Here is an 18,803-nt window from a genome sequence, read left to right on the forward strand (position 1 = left end):
GCCGGTGAACCGACAGCGCGCGGAACGCCTGTGACTGCACATCGCGTGATGCCGTTTTTGTGGTGTGGCCAGATGTATTGCCAGTTTCGCGGCTGACGCCGCCCCCACAACCCCCAACTGCGTTCACAGCAAACGGACTACCGCCGCCGCTGCCGCGCCCACAATCACCACCAACAGAAACGGCAGGCGCAGCATCAACGCAACTGCTGCCGCCAACAACGCGGCAATGCGCGCGTCGAAGGCCAGGCCCTGCCCGGCCGACACGGTGTTCATTGCCGTCAACGAGGCCAGCAGGCCTATCGTCAGGCAGCCAGCCACGCGGTTCATGCGTGGCGATTCCAGCCAGCGCACCGGCACCAGATAGCCGGCGAACTTGATTGCCCAAGCGGCAACGCAGCCCAGTACGATCCACGCCCACAGCGTCATCGCAGCGACTCCTGCTCGACCTTCGGCACAACATCAGGCTCCAACCCCTCATCTGCCGGGCCATGCCCAAACCAACCCCAGACAGCAGCGACCGCTGCGGCCAGAAGAATCGGCACACCCGGCGGCACCCATGGCAGCGCCAGCACCGTCACCAAGGCGCAGACCACGGCTATTGCCACCGGTTCACGTGAGCGCAGACGCGGCCACAGCAAGCCAAGGAAGGCGGCAACAGCAGCACCATCCAGGCCCCATTGGCGCGGATCGCCCAGCGCATCACCAAGTACGGCACCCAGCAGGGTGAACAGGTTCCAGCACAAATAAACGCCCAGCCCGGCAACCCAAAAGCCGCGCCGCTGCTCCTGCGGATCACGCTGGCTGGCCGCAGTGGCCGCCGACTCGTCGATGGTGACCTGCGCCGCCAGCGGTCTCATCCAACCGCGCGGGCGCAGCATGCGGTTGATCTGCGCGCCATATACCGCGTTGCGGATGCCCAGCAACGTGGCCGCGCCAAACGCCGCCGCACCCGCACCGCCTGCACCGATCACCCCGATGAAGGCGAACTGCGAGCCACCGGTGAACATCAACAGGCTCAGCGCGGCGGTCTGCGCCACGCTGAAACCCGATGCCACCGCCAGCGCACCAAACGAAATGCCATACAGCCCAGTCGCAATCGCTATCGACGCACCGATGCGTACCGCTGGCGTGATGCGCGCGGCCATGGCCATCAGGCGCGTCCGCGCGCTTGTTCGGCCGCCGCGACAAACACCACATCGGTGGATGAGTTCAAGGCGGTTTCAGCCGAGTCCTGCACCACGCCGACAATGAAGCCGACACCGACCACCTGCATGGCGATCTCGTTGGGAATGCCGAACAGGCCGCAGGCCAGCGGAATCAGCAACAGCGAACCACCTGGCACACCGGAGGCACCGCAGGCACCAACCGCGGCAACCACGCTGAGCAGCAGCGCGGTTGGCAGGTCCACCGCATAACCCAGGGTATTTACCGCCGCCAGGGTCAGCACCGAGATGGTGATCGCCGCACCGGCCATGTTGATGGTCGCACCCAGCGGCACCGCCACCGAATAGGTGTCCTCATGCAGGCCGAGCTTGCGGCACAGTTCCATGTTGACCGGGATGTTTGCCGCCGAGGAACGGGTGAAGAACGCTGTGATGCCACTCTCGCGCAGGCAGCGCAGGACCAGCGGATAAGGGTTGCGGCGAGTCACCACGGCCACGATCAGCGGATTGCCGACGAAGGCCATGAACAGCATCGCGCCAATCAGCACCGCCAGCAGGTGCAGGTAGTCCTTCAGTGCCCCCAGACCAGACTCGGCCAACAGCGAGGCAACGATACCGAACACGCCCAACGGCGCCAGCTTGATCACCAAGCGCACCACCCAGGTAACAGCATCGGAGAAATCACTGACCAGGCTGCGGGTGGTCTGGCTGGCATGGCGCAGCGCCAGGCCCAGGCCCACCGCCCATGCCAGCAAGCCGATGTAGTTCGCGTTGAGCAGCGCGTGCACCGGGTTGTCGACGATCTGCATCAGCAAGGTCTTGAGCACTTCGCCAATACCGCCAGGCGCGCTCATGCCAGCCTCGGCAGCCTTCAGTGTCAACGTGCTGGGAAACAGGAAGCTGGCTGCCACCCCGACCATGGCCGCAGCCAGGGTGCCGATCAGGTACAGCACCAGGATCATCCGGATATGGGTCTTCTGCCCCTGCTGATGATTGGCGATGGAGGCCGTGACCAGTACCAGCACGAGGATGGGCGCCACCGCCTTCAACGCGGAAATGAATACCGTGCCGAGCAGGCCCACGGCGGCCGCGCCGGCAGGCCAGAGCATCGCCAGCACGATGCCTGCGATCAGGCCGATGACAATCTGCAGCACCAGACTGGGCGCTCGGAAGGAGGAAGAACGTTCGGTCATTACAGGGCTCGCGGCAAACGCAAACCCCGATTCTCGCCCACCGGGGGCGCTCCCCGCACCCCCGGAACGTCATGGAATCAGGACAAACTGCCGCCAGGTCACCAACACCGTTAGGATGCGCGCATGGAAAACAAGCATCGCCCCAAACGCCTGCTGCGGTTCCTGGCCTATCTGCTGGCCGTTGTGCTGCTGCTGATCGGCAGCGGCCTGCTGCTGGGTGACCACCTCACCCCGAAGGCCGTCGGCACACCTTCGCAGGCTCTGCCACTACAGGCGCAGCAGACCCTGATCGACCGCCAACTGCAACCCTTGCTGGCCGACCACCCGGGCAAAAGCGGCGCGGTCTACCTGTCCGACGGACTGGAGGCCTACGCCGCGCGCGCCATCATCACCCGCCAGGCCGGACGCAGCCTGGACCTGCAGTACTACATGTGGCACGACGATCTGCTCGGCCACCTGCTGGCCCATGACGTTTACCAGGCCGCCGAACGCGGCGTGCGCGTACGCTTGCTGCTGGATGACATGAACGCCGCCGGCCTGGACCCGCAGATGCTGGCGCTGGACCAGCACCCCAACATCGAGATCCGCCTCTACAACCCGTTCCGCAACCGCGACGGACTGTGGCGATTGGTCGAGATGGTGCAGCGTGTCTTCAGCATCAACCACCGCATGCACAACAAGGCATGGATCGCCGACGGCCGCGTGGCCATCGTTGGTGGCCGCAATATCGGCGCCGAGTACTTCGACGCCCGCCCGGATGTGAACTTCCGTGATCTTGATCTGCTGCTGGCCGGCCCGGTCGCCAGCGATGCCAGCAGCATCTTCGACGAATTCTGGAACAGCGATGCGGTGGTCCCGATCGCCGCCCTGCATCAAAGTACCGACCAGCAGATGGCCAACTTCATCAGCCAGGCCGAACTGGACGCGCGCCAGAAGGAGGCCGAACCCTACCTGCAGCGGGTGCGAGTGCATTTCACCGATGCCTACCTCAGCAAGCAACTTGACCTGCATTGGACCGACGGCGTGAGGATCCGCTCCGATCCTCCGCGCAAGCCCAGCGGCGGCGACAGCAGCCAATGGCTGGTCAGCCAGCTGGTCGACGTATTGGGCAGCGCCAAGCACAAATCACTGCTGATCTCGCCCTACTTCGTGCCCGGCGCAGTCGGCACCAAAGGCTTGATCCAGCAGGTGCACAACGGTGTGCAGGTCGGCATCATCACCAATTCGCTGGCCGCCAACGACGTACCCGCCGTGCATAGCGGCTATATGCATTACCGGCGTCCGCTGCTGGCCGGTGGCGTGCAGCTGTACGAACTCAAAGCCCGTGGACACGTAGAGAAGGCATCCACCTTCGGCAGCAGCGGTGCCAGCCTGCACACCAAAGCCTTCGTGGTGGATGACCGCCGTGGCTTCGTCGGTTCGTTCAACCTCGACCCGCGCTCGGCCTACCTCAACACTGAAATGGGCGCGCTGTTCGATGACCCGGTACTGGCCGCACGCCTGCGCGAGGAATACCTGCGCCTGTCCAGTGCGGAGTTGAGTTACTGGATATATCTCAACAAGGATCACGAGCTACGCTGGCTGGACCGCGCGAGCACACCGCCGATCAGTCTGCGTACCGAACCGGACACCGGGCTGATGCAGCGCGCCAGCACCCAGGTGATCAGTTGGTTGCCGCTGGAGTCACAGCTCTAGCCTGAGCAGACGACACTGCGGGGCGATGTTCCCGAACATATCCGAATGCAGACCCGGTACGCGCCGCGGCCCGACGCTGCATGCCTCACTGCAATGTGCCGTCCGTCTGCGTCATCCGTTTCCACAACCATGCCGCCACGTGTTCGGGCATCTGGCTGGCAAGCGCCGCATTGGCCTCGGCCTCGCTGATCAGGCCCTGCGCATGCAGCATCGCGGCGCTGGCGGCCACCTGCCCGATCTGCAACGAGCGCCCCAAACCCGTGGCGACAGGCGTCTCCACCTGCTTGAGTGCCTGCACGATCGGCGCCGACAACTTCCAATGCCCGGCAATCCGCACCGCGGTCGGCGCGCTGCAGCGCTCCAACACTTCCAGCAAGGTGCCCGGCTCGCGTGCCCGCAGCGGCGGCCGCGCCAGCACATCGGCGGCGGCCTGCATTGCCATGGCCGCGCTCAGGCCCAGCAGCAGACCAGCCAGCTGCGCAGCGAAGCCATCCTCGCGCTCCACGCTGCGCGCATGGTCGGCAGCAGCCAACGATACCCGCAAGGTGTATTCCCAAAGCAAGCGCGCAAATTCGGCATCAATGCCGCTGGCCGACTCCATGACCGGCTGCACCAACGCGGCGGAAATGATCTGACGGATGCCATCGTTGCCAATCAGCGTCACCGCCCGCTCGATGCTCTGCACATCCTGCCGCTGCAGCCGGTACAACGGGCTGTTGGCGATACGCAGCAAGGTTGCCGCGAGCACCGCATCGCTGCCGATGATGCGGGCGATGGAACGCGACGACGCGGCACTGTCATTCACGCTTTGGATCAACTGCGGCAGCAGATTCGGTCGCCGCGGCGTGTAGCGCGAGGACATGTCCGCGCGGCTCAGTGCCGCAACCACGTCGTCCACCACCGCACGCTGTACGCGCAGCGCATCGGTCGGCGTATCGGCGGCGCCCAGCGCGCTGAGCAGAAAGCGCCGCTGCAGATCGTCAACGCTGACGACGACCGCAGCATCCTCGGCTACCGCCGCACCCACCGACGGTGGCACACGCAGCCCCCGTTGCGAAGGTGCCGCATCGCCATTGCGTCGCTGCCAGAGCCAAACCACGCCTCCGGCAACCACTGCTGCAATCACTGCCGAAATAATCACCATGGCAAATACAAAATGGTCCGCACGGAAAGCTGCCCGGAGTATCGGCCAGCGCCGACACTTCTTTAGCCCAAGCCACACTCCGGACAACTCGCGATCCGCAGCTTGAATGAGTGCGGCACCACCATCCTGCCAATTTCAACTTACTCGGCGCCCGTGGATTTCAGGAAAAGTCCGAAGGCATACCCAGCACCCCAACGCAGCAAAACAGAAATACAGAACACCAATAAAACCACAACATCCCTATCCACAGTGGGGCTCCGCACGCCACTCATCCAGGTGCGGCCAATACCCAGTCGACCATGGCATCAAGCAAGCATCGACAATCAAAAAGAGCACCCGGGTTTCACCAGTTGAACAAACTTTACATTCAGCGGACATGCGGAGCCAAAGCCCGCCACTCCAATCAACAAAGAATTCGCGTTGAGCGTCAAATCTGTGAATAACAGCACATGCGAATGGCAGCTTTCCTTATTGCCAGCATCCTTGACGCTGTTATGTTTAATCATCAACCCGGGAAACATAGTTAGTTTCAACCATAAAACCCCCGCCGTCAGCGGGCGCGAAGACGCCATGAACCGGGAAACTACGACACTCAACCAAAGACACCTGATGAATACCCCCGCACGATCAAGGCGGCCGATAGGTAAATCGGACGTATCGAGGTCAATGGCGCATGTATTGCGCTCCGGCGTTTACTGCCCCATTGCAATCGCGCCGAGGCTCCCCCTGCACCAGGCAAGCGAACAAGCTCCTGCCGAATGCCACGCTACGTACGAAAACAGCGCTCCTTGCAGCGTCCGCACTATCCCATCGCCATCGATACGATTGTGATGCACCACCTGTCAGCCCTTTCGGATTTCGTCAGCGGGCAGTGCCTGCCCGCCAATGGCGGCCTGTCTTCAACTAAAGGGAGGATGGATATGTCCACAGCCCAATCTACACCTGCAAAAGAATCCAATCGCTACATGGTGCCGGCACTGGAGAAGGGCCTGAACATGTTGCTGTTGTTCGGACGGCAACGTGGCGAACTGAGCTTCACCCAGGTCTGCCAACGCACAGGCATGCCCAAAGCATCGGCCTATCGCACCATACAGACGCTGGAACAGATGCGTTTTCTGGATCGTAACCACGCCAGCGGCGGCTACAGGCTTGGCATCAGCGTTCTGCGACTGGGTTTTGATTATCTATCAGCGATGCACATAGTGCAGATCGGGCAACCCATCATCCAGCGGCTACGAGACACCACCAGCTACTCGGCCCAACTGTGCGTACTCGATGGCCGCGACGTCGTGTATGTAGCCCGTGCCAGCGCGGTCGGCGAGCTGCCTACGGGGGTCAGTGTCGGCACCCGTCTACCCGCCCATTGCACCGCAACAGGCCGCGTGCTGCTGATGGCAATACCGGAGCAGGAGTTGAGCTCCCTGTACCCGGAAGCGGCATTTACGCTCACCTCCGAACAGGGGCCAAAGACACCGCGGGAACTGATTGAGCTGCTGGGCAACGACAGTGCACGCGGCCACGCCATCAGCGAATCGTTTTATCAGCCCGGCGTCTCGGCGGTGGCCTACCCGTTGCGTGGCCGTGGCGGCAATGTGCTGGCATCGATCAGCATCATGGTCCCGCGCTCGGTATTGCCCGCAGACATGAAAGCGGCACTGAGCGTTCAAGTCGGTAAAGCCGCGCAAGAAATTGAAGGATTGCTGCAGCTGTCTTGAGCGCGTTCCAGCAACGCCCCGCAACACCTGTTGATGCAGAAGGCATCAGCGGCCGCGTTCGGATGGCATACCCCTGACGTTCGCGTTTGGCAGCCCGCACCCGCATGGGCTGCCAGGATCGGCGCCGTACAATTTGCGGCTACGGCGTCATCTCTTTTGTTTGTGCAGGCGCACGCCCATCGGCCCTTGCAGCGAGCCATCCTCGTTGACGATGAAGTCCACCGACTCCGCTTCGGTGCCAGGCACCGCAACCTTCAGTGTGTTGCCGTCACGGGTGTAACGGGTCTGCTGCGCCTTGCCCAGCATCTCAACCGTGACCTTGCCATCAGACGCAAAGGTGTAGCTGACCATTCCCATGCCATCGGCCCAGGTGCCGCTCAGGCCCTGGCTGCAGGCAGCCAATAATGTTACCAACGCAACGATCAGCAGCTTCTTCATCCGCAACTCCCAATAACAGCCCAGACCGCCACGGCGGTGTATCCAAAAGCATTCTGGCATACGCACAATCAGGCTAGGCTGATGACTTCTGCCAAGGAGCCGATGCAATGGGTCGTATTCTGATAGCGCTATGTCTGTTGGTTTTATTACCAGGCTGCAGCAGCCTGACTTCCACCGCCAATACCGCAGCTGACAAAGGGCACTTCGTCGCGCGGGAACTCGAGTTCGAAGGCCAGCAGTTCCGTTACCAGGTGTTCGTCCCCGCTGCTGCAGCCGCAGCGGCGCCTGCGCGCCCGCTGGTACTGTTCCTGCACGGCTCCGGCGAGCGCGGCAACGACGGACTCAAGCCCACCCTGGCCGGGGTGGGCCCCTGGCTGACCCAGAACATGGACAGCTTTCCGGCGTTGGTGGTGTTCCCCCAGGTGCCGGAAGGCGAAGAATGGCGCGGACGCAACGCGCGTATGGCGCTGGCGGTTCTGGATGCGGCCAGCGCCGAGTTCGCTGCTGATCCACAACGTATCTACCTGACCGGCATTTCGATGGGCGGCTATGGCAGTTGGGAACTGGCGTTGACCCGCCCCACCCAGTTCGCCGCGCTGGTGCCGATCTGCGGGGCGCTGCGCGCGCCACGCGCCGACCGGCCCGGGCTGATGGTCGACCAGGTCGCCGATGCCGCAGATCCTTACCAAAGTGCCGTCAGCCGCCTGCGCGATGTGCCGACCTGGATCTTCCATGGCGCCCTGGACGAACTGGTGCCGACCACAGACGATCGCGCCATCGCCGCTGCCAGCCAGCGGCTGGGCGCGGGCTTCCGCTACACCGAGTACCCGGATGTCTTCCACAATGCCTGGGACCCGACCTACCGCAACCCGGCGATGTGGGAATGGATGTTTGCCCAACAACGACGTTAACCGTTCCCGATGTGGGCCCCGCCGTCGGCCAGCGAAGTGGACCAGGTCACGTCGCCTCGCAATCCTTCGGGCATTGAAGGGCACCGATGTGCAATAGCGTGACACCTATCACGCATCAGCCGTCTCCTCTACACCGCCCCTCCACAGGATGGGTTGGACAGTTGCAGGTACGACCCGGCAGGCCACAACGAACACCTCTGCGCTGCACCGCGCTTCACAAACATGCAGGGTTCGTGCCATAACAGCGCCGCAGCATGCCCGCGATCCCGCAGGTAGCGCGGCGCAATGCGCTTGGCTGCAACGGAAACCGGAGACTCAGGCTTGGCAACTACCACATCGGCAACGCTTGACCAGTTGCCGCGTACCCGTGGCCTCCATTCCCGATTGCATCTGTTGATCCTTGCCACGCTGCTGCCGCTGCTGGTCATTGGCGCCATAGCGGTCTGGAACGCTGCCCGCGACTACCGCCACGGTTCCGAGCAACGCCTGCAGGAAACCGCCGCCGCCCTGGCGCGCGCCGTCGATCAAGGCATCGAAGACAACGTCAACCAACTGCGTCTATTGTCTTTGCTGGCACCGCAGCTGCAGGAAACCGCTCCGCAGCTGCGGGCATGGGCTCGCGAGAATCCCGACATACGGCTGATCCAGGACGACAGCGAGCAAGCCCGTGCGCTGCCGCCGGGCTTGCTGGACGACGCACGCCACGACGACAAGGTAAAGGTCTCGGACCTGTTCACCAACGCGATCACCAACACCCCGGAAGTGGCCATCGCCCTGCCTTTCGGCGATGCCGACGACGTCCGCGTGCTGACCATGGTGCAACCCTCCAATCGCCTGATTGCCAGCATCATGGCCACAGGCAACGACCAACAACTGCTGGCTGCGGTGGTCGACAACAATGGCGTCATTGCTGCCCGATCACTGTCACCAGAGCGCTACATCGGCAAGCGCGTACCCGACTGGAGGGTGTTGCAGCGTAGTGGCGGCAAGCACGGGCTGTTCGACGCCAGCAGCAACGAGGGCACGCCGGTGATCTTCGCCTTCCACAGGCTGCAGGCCGCGCCGGGCTGGACTCTGGTGGTGGGAGAACCACAACAGAGCTTCCAGGCGCGTTGGCAACAGCCGCTGCTGGGGATCATTTTCGGCGGCATTGTCGCAGCTGTGATCGCCCTGCTCTGGGCCAATGCGATCGCCCGCAGCATCCTGCTGCCGATCCGGGCCTTGGCCCAACGCAGCAATCGCGTTGCCGACAATATCGCCGCCCTGCCCGACCCGCAGCCCTCCCGCATCCGCGAAGTGCGCAGCCTGCAGAGCAGCCTCAGCGGCACCGTCGATGCATTGAAGCGGAGCGCCGATGAGGCGCGCGATCTGGCCCGTGACCTCAAGGCCAGCGAGCAACGCTACCGCGCCGTGGCCGAAGCCGGCGCACTGGTGCTCTGGCAATCCGATCGCAATGGAACGGTGCTTTCAGCCACGGGCTGGCGCGAGCTGACCGGACAACCTGATGACCATGCACTGGGCAAAGGCTGGCTGCGGCGGGTCAACGAAGACGACCTGCCACAGATAGAAATCGCCTTGGAACAGAGCTTCACTGCCACCAACGCCGCCTCCCTGGACGTGGAGTTCCGCGTACTGGACCTATACGGCAAGTGGCGCTGGCTGCGCGCGCGTGGCGCCCGCTTCGGCCACAGCCTGAGCAGTTGGGCCGGTGTGCTGGAGGATGTGGATGCGCGGCGCCAGGCACAGGCGCGCATCGCCTACCTGGCACAGCATGATCCACTGACCGCGCTGCCAAACCGCAGCGTGTTGTTCGAGAAGCTGGACCAGGCCTTGATCGCCGCCCACCGCGGCCATCACAGCGCCTTGCTGCTGCTGGACCTGGACCGTTTCAAGGAGGTCAACGACAGTCTTGGCCATCCCACCGGCGACCGCCTGCTGCAGGAAGTCGCCCAGCGCATCCTCGGCTGCGTCCGTGGCAATGACCTGGTCGCACGCTTGGGCGGCGACGAATTCGCCATCCTGATGGCACCGGAGAGCCGCGCGCCCGAGGCGGCCTCATCATTGGCAGCCCGCTTGGTGGATGAACTGGGTCGCAGTATCGAACTGGAGAACCACCAATTCGCCATCAGCACCAGCATCGGCATCGTCCTCATCGACAACCAGGCCAACGCCGCCGACACCTTGATGCGCAATGCCGATCTGGCGCTGTACCGGGCCAAGGACGAAGGCCGCGGCTGCTATCGTTTCTTCGAGGCGGAGATGGACACCCGCATGCAACGCCGCCGGCAGCTGGAAACCGAGTTGCGCGCAGCCCTGCAACAGCAGCAGTTTGAACTGCACTACCAACCATTGGTGGACCTGCGCCTGCGCCAGGTCACCGGCTTTGAAGCATTGTTGCGCTGGAACCACCCGCAACGCGGCCTGCTCGAACCGAGCGAGTTCCTGTCCTTGGCCGAAGATATCGGGATGATGCTGCCGCTGGGCGCATGGGTGCTGCGCCAGGCCGCGCAGGATGCAAGCCAATGGCCGCAGCAGATGAAGGTCGCGGTGAACCTGTCGGTATCGCAGCTGGCCCAGCCCACCTTGGCCGAAGACGTCGAACTGGTGTTGGCAGCAACCGGGCTGGCGCCGGCACGGCTGGAATTGGAGATCACGGAAAACGCGCTGATCGCCAACATCGAGGCGGCATCGGCACAGCTGCTGCGGCTGAAGATGGCCGGCGTGTCGATCGTGATGGATGACTTCGGCACCGGCTATTCCTCGCTCGGCTACCTGCGCGCGTTCCCGTTCGACAAGGTCAAGATCGACAAGTCCTTCGTCCGCGACCTGGGCGAACAAAGCCAGGGCAGCGCCATCATCGGTGCGGTATCGCACCTGTGCGAAAAGCTGGGTATCAGCACCACCATCGAAGGTGTCGAAACCCAGGCGCAACTGGACCAGCTGAAGGAAGAGCACTGTGCCGAGGGCCAGGGCTATGTGTTTGGACGACCAATGCCGTTGGCGAAGGTAGAGGACTTCATCCTGCAGTGGCCGGCACGCTGGAGCCCGGCCACGTAGCCGCGAAAGCATCCACAGCCGTAGCCCGGGTAAGCGCAACGCACCCGGGGCTGTTGTTTGGCGCTCCGGAAGAACGACAGATTTCTACTCCCGGGTGCGCTGCGCTTACCCGGGCTACGTTGCCACGGCGGCGGAAGCGTCCGGCCGGCCGTGCCCCGGTATGACCCGGACACACCCAACCTGCCCGGATCAAGCCTGACCTCAGTTGACCCCGCGGATCGCCAGGGTCAAGGCCAGCACGCTCAGGATCACCGCGATGGTGCCATCCAGAATCCGCCAGGTGGACGGCTTGGTGAACAACGGTGCCAGCATCCGTGCGCCCAGGCCCTGCACCGTCAGCCATACACCGCTGGCGGTCACCACGCCGATGGCGAAGGCCATGCGCGACTCACCGAAGTTGTCGGCGATGGAACCAATCACCATCATGTCCAGCCAGAAGTGCGGATTGATGATGGAGAAACCAGCCGCAGCCATCAGCGCCGTGCGCAACGACTGCTCGCCATTGTCATCCAGGTTCATGCCACCACCGCCCACCACTGCACGCCGCGCCGACTGCGCCGCGTACCAGCTCAGGAAGGCGACGCCGCCCCACAGCAATACGGTCGTCAGCCACGGCAACTGCGCGGTCAGCTGACGCAGGCCGGCCACGCTGGCCATGATGAACACCGCGTCGATGGCGAAACACGTGGCAATGATCGGAATCACGTGCTGGCGCATGATGCCCTGGCGCAGGATGAACGCACTCTGCGCGCCGACGATGGCGAACAGACCAATACCGATACCGGCACCACTGAGCCAGGCACTGCCGGCAGCTTGGGCGGAAATAACCGAGAACATGAGGAAAAACCTTGTTACTGGGGGAAGGACGTAGCGGGAGAACCCACCGGTTACGTCCGGACGCGGCAATTGTCGCAATGCAGCACGGAGAAGTAGAGCTAAACTTCGTTAACCATCATTAGCAGAACTTAATATGCGCATCGATCATGCCCAGCTGCGGGCGCTGGCCGCCGTCATCCGCGAAGGCAGCTTCGAGCGCGCGGCGCTATCGCTGAACGTCACCGCCTCGGCGGTATCGCAACGGATCAAGGCGCTTGAGGACAGAGTCGGCAAACTATTGATCAAGCGCACCATTCCCACCGAGGCGACGCCCGAGGGCCAGGTGCTGGTACAGCTGGCCGAGCAGACCGCCCTGCTCGAGCGCGACGCCTTCGAGCGGATCGGTCTCAGCGATGCCGAGCTGCCGCGGGCCAGCATCCCGGTGGCGGTCAACCACGACAGCATGGAAACCTGGTTCCCGGAGGCCGTGCAGGCGTTCTCGCAGAGCACCTCGACCACCCTGGACCTGCATACCGAAGACCAGGACCATACCGTTGCGCTGTTGCGCCAGGGCGCGGTCATGGGGGCGGTCACCACCTTGTCCGAGCCGGTGCAGGGCTGCCAGATCCATGCGCTGGGCAGCATCCGCTATGCAGCCACCTGCACCCCCGAATTCCACGCCCGCTACTTCGCCAAGGGCGTGACTGCCCAGGCGCTGGCCCAGGCCCCGGTGTTGGTGTTCAACCGCAAGGACGATATGCAGGCCCGTTACGCGCGCCGCCTGGCCGGCGTTGAACAAGCGCACAACGCACCGACCTGGTGGATTCCCTCCACCCGCGCTTTCGTACATGCCAACCTGGGCGGACTGGGCTGGACCATGAATCCGCTGCCGCTGGTGCGCCGGCATCTGGAAAGCGGCCGCCTGGTCTATGTCAAAGCCCGTGCCTGGGAAGACGTGCCGCTGTATTGGCAGCACTGGAAGGGCGAGGTCAAAACCATGGCCTTGCTGACCCGCGCCATCCTGCAGGCTTCAACCATGCTGATACGCAAGCGCAAATAACCACGGCGGGGTTGCTGCACTGCAAGTTTCCCTAAAGGACACTGCCTGCGGCGCCGGTACCGGCGGATGCTGGGTTGATCAACGCACACCCACCGGAGCAGCCAGATGTCGAACACACGTGATGCCACCGTCGTTTCCTCATGGCTGCTCAGCGCATTCGCCGCGCCGCTGGCCGGTGCCATGCTGATGCTGGCAGCGGGTGACGCCGAGGCACTGGAGTGCGGCAGCAACAACGGCTATACCTGCAGCGGCAGCGCCAACCAATATGCCGGCGGTTTCAGTCCTGGCGTCGGTCAGGGCGGCTTCGGTGGCGGCAGTTGCACCGCGACCAGAACCCCGGTGGTATTCATTCCCGGCAACGGTGACAGCGCCATCAGCTTCGACATGCCGGCCGGTGCAGTGACGGGCTACAGTACCCCACCGCGCTCGATCTATGCCGAGCTCAAGGCTGCCGGCTACAACGACTGCGAACTGTTCGGCATCACCTACCTCAGCGCCAGCGAGCGCGCCGCGCCGCAGAACAACTACCACTCGCCGGCCACCTATCAGACCCTCAAGACCTTCATCGACAAGGTCAAGGCCTACACCGGTAAAAGCCAGGTCGACATCGTCACCCACTCGCTGGGTGCGACCATGGCGCTGGCATCGATCAAGTACAACGCCAATCAAACCAGCGTGCGCCGCTTCATCAACATCGCTGGCGGATTACGCGGCCTGCAGACCTGCCGCAGCACGGGCTATCAATCGGCACTGGCACCCACCTGCAATGCCGAAGCCTATGTCTATCCCTACACCTACTACACCTTCGGCCTGTACCCGAGCACTGGCGTCACCTACTACGGCTACAACCGCTGGACCGGCAGTGGCAGCGGCAGCCTGCGAACGTTCCCGGCTACCTACACCGGCATACGCTTCTACACCATCACCGCAGGCTCGCGTGACCAGGTGCACTGCTTCACCACCAGCTACAGCAGCGGCTGCGCCGATGGCGCCTTGTTCAACAGCGCCACCAACGTCTATGCACAAGTCGACATCGGTGCCGGTAGCAGTGCCTATAGTTTTGACTGGGATTGGAGCGATGGCAGCCCTTACAACTTTGGCGGCGGCGATACCAGCAATGGCGTCGGCCATTTCCGCTCGAAGAACAATGCTGGCCTGATCGTGCGCAACATGCTGACCAGTGATTGCAGCAGCGATTGCGCGGCCGGTTACAGCGGCGTATATGGGCCGGCGGTCAATCGCTGAACGCAGCGCTCAATTGAAGTACATCGACACGCCGACACCACCCTGCCAATCGGTGGTGCCGGCATCCAGCCCGCGCAGGAAGGATGCGTCCAACTGCACGCGCGGGCCTACCATCCAGGTCACACCTGCGCCGGCCGCACGCATGTACTGCGCGCCGGTGCCATAGCCGGCTTCGACATAGGCCGACAACTGTGGCCGCAACGCGAAGCCATAGCTGGGCGATACCATCCAACCGCTGCCGCCATCGCCCCATTGCCGATCGACATACAGGGCCAGACTGCTGTCATGTGGCAGTGCCCTTGCCACAGTGACGCCCAGGTCGTAGTCATGCCCCGCATCACCCAGCGGTGCCCTGCCCCAAGGCAGGTTGGCCCCGCCTTTGAATGCCACTGACAGCTGCTCATCAGCCAGCTGGGGCGCCCACTTCAGTGCCACACTGCCATCACCGCCCCCGCTCTCCTGCACCCGCATACCGGGGCTGCGCAGCCGCAGCCCGCTCCAGCTATCCGCGCCCAGTTGCAGCTCCAGCGTATCGGCAAGCCCGAAGCGTAGCAGCGTGTCCGCGGTCCATGAGGTGGTAGTCATGCCATCGCGGCGATCGCGACTGGCATCAGGCAAGCCCTGCTCCCAGGCGAACGCGCCCTTGCCAACCGTGCTGGTGGCAAAGCCGATGCCAGGTCGGTCGAATTCCGGTGCGTCTTCGGCACAGGCTTGGCGGCCGGCCAGTGCCAGCAGTGCAAACAGGAGAATCGAGGACTTCATGTTCGCCATGTTGCATGGCCTGCGGCTTGGCAGTGTGAACATCGAAAAGCAGCACCGTCCCTCCGAATACACGGCGTGGAAGCCGGGGATGCGGAGCACCCGCTGCGGGCTACCTACCGCAGCGCAGCAGCTGTGCGTCTTCCCGGGTGCGCTGCGCTTACCTGGGCGGCAAACCGAGGTCCGAACGCGCAAACGAAAAGCCCACCCGATGGCAGCGGATGGGCTTTCAACAAAGCTACTGCTGCGCTGGCTCAGCGATGTGTCAGTGCGTAGTTCAAGGCACCGATCACCGCGGCAACCTGGGCCTCGTTGCATTGCTGCGGCGTCGCCTTGGCGCTGTCCGGATAGACCTCGGTGGTGGTGGTGTAACGCGCACCGCTGACGCTGGCACACAGGCCCAGGGCCTTGAGCGGATACTCGATGACGCCTTCGGCTACCACGGCCGATCCGATGATCTCACCGCGCTCGTCGGCCGGAGCCAGATGGGTAACCTTGGCTACTTCGGCGTTCACCGCCTGTTGGAACTGCGGCTGGCGGTTCTCCGTGTCATCCACCAGATAGAAGCCGTCCGGAATTTCGCCCGGCTCGAACGGCTTGCCGTCGCGCGCGGCCAGTGCCGGCCGGAATTCGGTTTCGTCGGTGTCGGTGGTTTCGTGCAGATCGATATGCATCAGCACGCGTCCCAGCAGGGGAGCGACCAAGGCCATCAACGCCGCCGATTCCTGTGCCGGGCTGTTATCCACGAAGGAGCGATTCGGATCCAGCGCCAACGCATTCCAACGCTGGATACGCTCATAACCCCACGGGCTCACGCAGGGCGCGACCAGCAGATTGCAGCGGCCGGCGTAGCTCGCCGCGTGCTGATCGACGAACTGCAACGCGCCCTGCACGCCACTGGTCTCGTAACCGTGTACGCCGCCGGTAACCAACATCACCGGCAAGGCCTCGTCCCAGTTCCGGCTGCGGATAGCAAACAGTGGATAGCGACCCGACGGGTAGTCCAGCTCACCGTACTGCGTCACCTCGAAACGATCGCGCAGCGCGTCGATCTTGACCAGCACTTCTTCGGCATAGCTGCGTTGCACTTTCTGCTGGGCCAGCCACTGCGCGCGCTCCGGCGCACCCCAGGCCTGGCCGGGGGTACCAATGGGATAGAAAGCGGCGTCAATGCTCATGCACAGGTCTCTTCAATACGGTTGTTGGCGCGCACTTTACACCGTAGGAGCGGCGTAAGCCGCGAAGCTGGCGCATCCTCAGCCAGCTTGAATGCCTGCATTTCAGCAATGTCGGCTTCGCAGCTTACGCCGCTCCTACAAAACCGAGGAACTTCTGCGAAACCCAACGGGATAGCTCAGGCCTTGCCCTCAAGCAGGCGCGCGATGTCCGCATCCTTCTGCAGCCACAGGCCATTCATCCACTGCTGGAACTGGGCGCGGAAGTTACGATCTTCCTGGTAGTTGCGGCCGATGAACTCGGCCGGGATCGGCAGCTTGCGCACCAGCACTTTCACTTCTGGCAAGCGGTTGGCCATCAGATCCATCATCGAGGGAATGCCCTTGGGGTAGACGATGGTCACGTCCAGCAAGGCATGCAGCCCCTTGCCCATTGCATCCAGCACGAAGGCCACGCCACCGGACTTGGGCTTGAGCAGGTGCTTGAACGGTGAGCCCTGCGCGGCGTGCTTGGCGGCCGTGAAGCGGGTGCCTTCGACAAAGTTCATCACCGCCACCGGAATGCTGGCGAATTTCTCACAGGCCTTGCGGGTCACTTCCATGTCGCGCCGCCCCAACTCCGGGTTCTTGGCGATCTGCTTGCGGTTGTAGCGGCCCATGAACGGAAAATCCAGGGCCCACCAGGCCAGGCCCAGCACCGGCACCCAGAACAACGAGCGCTTCAGGAAGAAGCGCAGCAGCGGGATGCGACGGTTGAATACTTTCTGCAGGACCAGGATATCCACCCAGCTCTGATGGTTGGCCAGCACCAGATAGTGCCCGTCGCGATCCAAACCCTCGGTACCGCTGACCGTAAAGCGGGTGGCGGTGAAGGCATGGATCATTGCGCTGTTGACTGCGATCCAGCTTTCAGCCAAACCCGTGAGCAGCGGATTGCAGGCCCGACGCACCGACTTCAGCGGCAATACCGCCTTGAACAGCGCCACCACGAACAACGGCAGGCAATGGGCCAGCGTATTGATCACGATCAACGGGAAAATCAGAGCTACACGCAACCACACCATGGAAATAACCGTGGGGAGCTACCCCAGAACCCAAAGAAGTACAGGGTAGCAAAAGCGGCGCTTCAGGTTTCATCCCAAACGCTGGAAAGCGCCCCCGCAAGCTCGGCCAACTTACGGTAATCATTGGCATTTTCGGCCCTGGTAGCTGCCGTACAACGGCGACAGGGGAAAGGGAGCCTGGCGGCAGCAGGCAAGCTGTCGACCGTCGGATCTGGCGCTGATCAGGGCCTTGGTCCTCGGCGCTTCGGTCAGTGTGCCGGCCCTGCGGCCAGCTGCGACGGCCTTACCCAGCTCACTCACAGACACTCCTGCCGCCGTCGGCTGCGCCCCGACATACGCTGGCGTCAGGACGCGGCATAATCCAAACCTTCGTGCTTGTCCTGTTTGTATATGCCTTTCAAGTTGCCACCGCTGGGTGAAGTGCTGGATCTGCTGCCTGACGCGGTGTGCATGGTCGCCCCCGATGGCGAGCTGCTGATGGTCAATGCCGCCTTCGAGACCATCTTCGGCTACACCCCGGCCGAGGCCATCGGCAGGCAGATCATGGATCTGGTGCATCCGGAGGACCGCGCAGCCACCGAGCAGTCGGCGTTGGATGCAATGGCTGGCAAGCCGCGTTCCAACTTCCGCAACCGCTACATCCGCAAGGATGGCAGCGTGGTCGATATCCAATGGTCGGCCAAATGGCTGCCGGAATACGGCATCCGCATCGGCGTCGGCCATGAAGTAACCGCTCTGCGTGGTGTCGAGCGACAGCTGGAACACCTGGCCAGCCACGACGCACTGACCGGCCTGCCCAACCGCTATCACCTGCGGCGTGAGCTGGAAGCAGCGCTGGAGCGTGCGGCGCGTGACGGCAGCGGGCTGGCATTGCTCTACATCGATCTGGATGGTTTCAAGGCTGCCAACGATCGCTATGGGCATGAAGCCGGCGATCGCCTGCTGCGTGATGCCGCCCGCCAGCTACGCGACGGCCTGCGCCAGAATGACCTGATCGCGCGCGTCGGCGGCGACGAGTTCGTTGCCGTGCTGCCAGCCTGCGCCAGCCCCGATGACGCACTGAATATCGCCTCGGCCCTGCGCGCGCGATTGGCGCTGCTGCAGAGCCTGGGCAGCGACACTCCACAGATCGATGCCAGCGTGGGCGTGGCCTGCTTCCCCGCCGACGGCGCCGACGCCGATGCGCTGCTGCGCCACGCCGATGCCGCCATGTATGCAGCCAAGGCGAAGAAACGCCTTGCCAACTCCGCTGCGGATCGCGCCTCCAACCCGATCTCCTGATCCAGGTGACGCTTCGCATGCCGAGGCAGCGTGCCAAGGTAAAGATGGCACCAGCGCCACCCAACGGAACCTGGCGCTGCCAGCTTG

General features: G+C 63.4%; 16 protein-coding genes. 7 read left to right on the forward strand and 9 right to left on the reverse strand.

Annotated elements, in window-relative coordinates:
- Positions 1-123 precede the first annotated feature (123 nt).
- The 3 genes from ACVOL0_RS10240 to sstT are packed head-to-tail and all read right to left on the reverse strand — an operon-like array spanning position 124 to position 2,356.
- On the reverse strand, positions 124-426 hold the full coding sequence (locus ACVOL0_RS10240) for an AzlD domain-containing protein (RefSeq protein ID WP_481548997.1): 303 nt from the start codon (positions 424-426) through the stop codon (positions 124-126).
- On the reverse strand, positions 423-1,151 hold the full coding sequence (locus tag ACVOL0_RS10245; protein WP_481548998.1) for an AzlC family ABC transporter permease: 729 nt from the start codon (positions 1,149-1,151) through the stop codon (positions 423-425). The genes ACVOL0_RS10240 and ACVOL0_RS10245 overlap by 4 nt, the downstream gene beginning before the upstream one ends.
- Positions 1,151-2,356 carry a serine/threonine transporter SstT gene (sstT, locus tag ACVOL0_RS10250; RefSeq protein ID WP_481548999.1) on the reverse strand — a complete coding sequence of 402 codons (1,206 nt, stop codon included), beginning with the start codon at positions 2,354-2,356 and terminating at the stop codon, positions 1,151-1,153. Before sstT ends, ACVOL0_RS10245 begins: the two co-directional genes overlap by 1 nt.
- 123 nt (positions 2,357-2,479) lie before the next feature.
- Here sstT and ACVOL0_RS10255 point away from each other — a divergent pair, with 123 nt between their 5' ends.
- Positions 2,480-4,051 carry a phospholipase D family protein gene (locus tag ACVOL0_RS10255; RefSeq protein WP_481549000.1) on the forward strand — a complete coding sequence of 524 codons (1,572 nt, stop codon included), beginning with the start codon at positions 2,480-2,482 and terminating at the stop codon, positions 4,049-4,051.
- An 85-nt stretch (positions 4,052-4,136) separates the two neighbouring features.
- Here ACVOL0_RS10255 and ACVOL0_RS10260 read toward each other — a convergent pair whose 3' ends face one another.
- On the reverse strand, positions 4,137-5,195 hold the full coding sequence (locus tag ACVOL0_RS10260; RefSeq protein WP_481549001.1) for an HDOD domain-containing protein: 1,059 nt from the start codon (positions 5,193-5,195) through the stop codon (positions 4,137-4,139).
- Between the two features lie 788 nt (positions 5,196-5,983).
- Between ACVOL0_RS10260 and ACVOL0_RS10265 the strand changes: the two genes are divergently transcribed.
- Positions 5,984-6,910 carry an IclR family transcriptional regulator gene (locus tag ACVOL0_RS10265; protein WP_481549002.1) on the forward strand — a complete coding sequence of 309 codons (927 nt, stop codon included), beginning with the start codon at positions 5,984-5,986 and terminating at the stop codon, positions 6,908-6,910.
- Between the two features lie 147 nt (positions 6,911-7,057).
- On the opposite strand, the gene ACVOL0_RS10270 is transcribed toward ACVOL0_RS10265, so the two are convergent.
- Positions 7,058-7,348: a hypothetical protein gene (locus tag ACVOL0_RS10270; protein ID WP_481549003.1), complete on the reverse strand. Its 291-nt coding sequence runs from the start codon at positions 7,346-7,348 to the stop codon at positions 7,058-7,060.
- Between the two features lie 107 nt (positions 7,349-7,455).
- Between ACVOL0_RS10270 and ACVOL0_RS10275 the strand changes: the two genes are divergently transcribed.
- Entirely contained in the window at positions 7,456-8,259 is an 804-nt protein-coding gene (locus ACVOL0_RS10275) for a carboxylesterase family protein (protein WP_481549004.1), read from the forward strand.
- Between the two features lie 321 nt (positions 8,260-8,580).
- A complete protein-coding gene (locus tag ACVOL0_RS10280; protein ID WP_481549005.1) occupies positions 8,581-11,316 on the forward strand; it encodes a bifunctional diguanylate cyclase/phosphodiesterase in 2,736 nt (911 codons plus the stop codon).
- 201 nt (positions 11,317-11,517) lie between these two features.
- Here the strand turns inward: ACVOL0_RS10280 and ACVOL0_RS10285 are convergent, their stop codons facing one another.
- A complete protein-coding gene (locus ACVOL0_RS10285) occupies positions 11,518-12,153 on the reverse strand; it encodes a LysE/ArgO family amino acid transporter (protein ID WP_481549006.1) in 636 nt (211 codons plus the stop codon).
- 133 nt (positions 12,154-12,286) lie between these two features.
- On the opposite strand from ACVOL0_RS10285, the gene ACVOL0_RS10290 reads away from it, so the two are divergent.
- Positions 12,287-13,192, forward strand: coding sequence for a LysR family transcriptional regulator ArgP (locus tag ACVOL0_RS10290; RefSeq protein ID WP_481549007.1), 906 nt, complete (start codon positions 12,287-12,289; stop codon positions 13,190-13,192).
- A gap of 105 nt (positions 13,193-13,297) precedes the next feature.
- Entirely contained in the window at positions 13,298-14,437 is a 1,140-nt protein-coding gene (gene phaZ7, locus ACVOL0_RS10295; protein WP_481549008.1) for an extracellular native short-chain-length polyhydroxyalkanoate depolymerase PhaZ7, read from the forward strand.
- Between the two features lie 9 nt (positions 14,438-14,446).
- Here phaZ7 and ACVOL0_RS10300 read toward each other — a convergent pair whose 3' ends face one another.
- The 3 genes from ACVOL0_RS10300 to ACVOL0_RS10310 form a co-directional block, all read right to left on the reverse strand.
- The gene (locus ACVOL0_RS10300; protein WP_481549009.1) at positions 14,447-15,208 is read right to left on the reverse strand and encodes a transporter; all 762 of its coding nucleotides are present in this window, start codon (positions 15,206-15,208) and stop codon (positions 14,447-14,449) included.
- Positions 15,209-15,450: 242 nt separating this feature from the next.
- Positions 15,451-16,374 carry a M14 family metallopeptidase gene (locus tag ACVOL0_RS10305; RefSeq protein ID WP_481549010.1) on the reverse strand — a complete coding sequence of 308 codons (924 nt, stop codon included), beginning with the start codon at positions 16,372-16,374 and terminating at the stop codon, positions 15,451-15,453.
- Between the two features lie 176 nt (positions 16,375-16,550).
- On the reverse strand, positions 16,551-17,435 hold the full coding sequence (locus ACVOL0_RS10310; protein WP_481549011.1) for an acyltransferase: 885 nt from the start codon (positions 17,433-17,435) through the stop codon (positions 16,551-16,553).
- Positions 17,436-17,825: 390 nt separating this feature from the next.
- On the opposite strand from ACVOL0_RS10310, the gene ACVOL0_RS10315 reads away from it, so the two are divergent.
- Positions 17,826-18,716 carry a diguanylate cyclase domain-containing protein gene (locus ACVOL0_RS10315; RefSeq protein WP_481549012.1) on the forward strand — a complete coding sequence of 297 codons (891 nt, stop codon included), beginning with the start codon at positions 17,826-17,828 and terminating at the stop codon, positions 18,714-18,716.
- Positions 18,717-18,803 lie beyond the last annotated feature (87 nt).

The sequence above is a fragment of the Stenotrophomonas sp. STEN021 genome (assembly GCF_056760175.1).

Coding starts and splice junctions, on each gene's coding strand:
- ACVOL0_RS10240 (WP_481548997.1), bottom strand. CDS start 426: ATGACGCTGTGGGCGTGGATCGTACTGGGCTGCGTTGCCGCTTGGGCA.
- ACVOL0_RS10245 (WP_481548998.1), bottom strand. CDS start 1,151: ATGGCCATGGCCGCGCGCATCACGCCAGCGGTACGCATCGGTGCGTCG.
- sstT (WP_481548999.1), bottom strand. CDS start 2,356: ATGACCGAACGTTCTTCCTCCTTCCGAGCGCCCAGTCTGGTGCTGCAG.
- ACVOL0_RS10255 (WP_481549000.1), top strand. CDS start 2,480: ATGGAAAACAAGCATCGCCCCAAACGCCTGCTGCGGTTCCTGGCCTAT.
- ACVOL0_RS10260 (WP_481549001.1), bottom strand. CDS start 5,195: ATGGTGATTATTTCGGCAGTGATTGCAGCAGTGGTTGCCGGAGGCGTG.
- ACVOL0_RS10270 (WP_481549003.1), bottom strand. CDS start 7,348: ATGAAGAAGCTGCTGATCGTTGCGTTGGTAACATTATTGGCTGCCTGC.
- ACVOL0_RS10275 (WP_481549004.1), top strand. CDS start 7,456: ATGGGTCGTATTCTGATAGCGCTATGTCTGTTGGTTTTATTACCAGGC.
- ACVOL0_RS10285 (WP_481549006.1), bottom strand. CDS start 12,153: ATGTTCTCGGTTATTTCCGCCCAAGCTGCCGGCAGTGCCTGGCTCAGT.
- ACVOL0_RS10290 (WP_481549007.1), top strand. CDS start 12,287: ATGCGCATCGATCATGCCCAGCTGCGGGCGCTGGCCGCCGTCATCCGC.
- phaZ7 (WP_481549008.1), top strand. CDS start 13,298: ATGTCGAACACACGTGATGCCACCGTCGTTTCCTCATGGCTGCTCAGC.
- ACVOL0_RS10300 (WP_481549009.1), bottom strand. CDS start 15,208: ATGGCGAACATGAAGTCCTCGATTCTCCTGTTTGCACTGCTGGCACTG.
- ACVOL0_RS10305 (WP_481549010.1), bottom strand. CDS start 16,374: ATGAGCATTGACGCCGCTTTCTATCCCATTGGTACCCCCGGCCAGGCC.
- ACVOL0_RS10310 (WP_481549011.1), bottom strand. CDS start 17,435: ATGGTGTGGTTGCGTGTAGCTCTGATTTTCCCGTTGATCGTGATCAAT.
- ACVOL0_RS10315 (WP_481549012.1), top strand. CDS start 17,826: ATGCCTTTCAAGTTGCCACCGCTGGGTGAAGTGCTGGATCTGCTGCCT.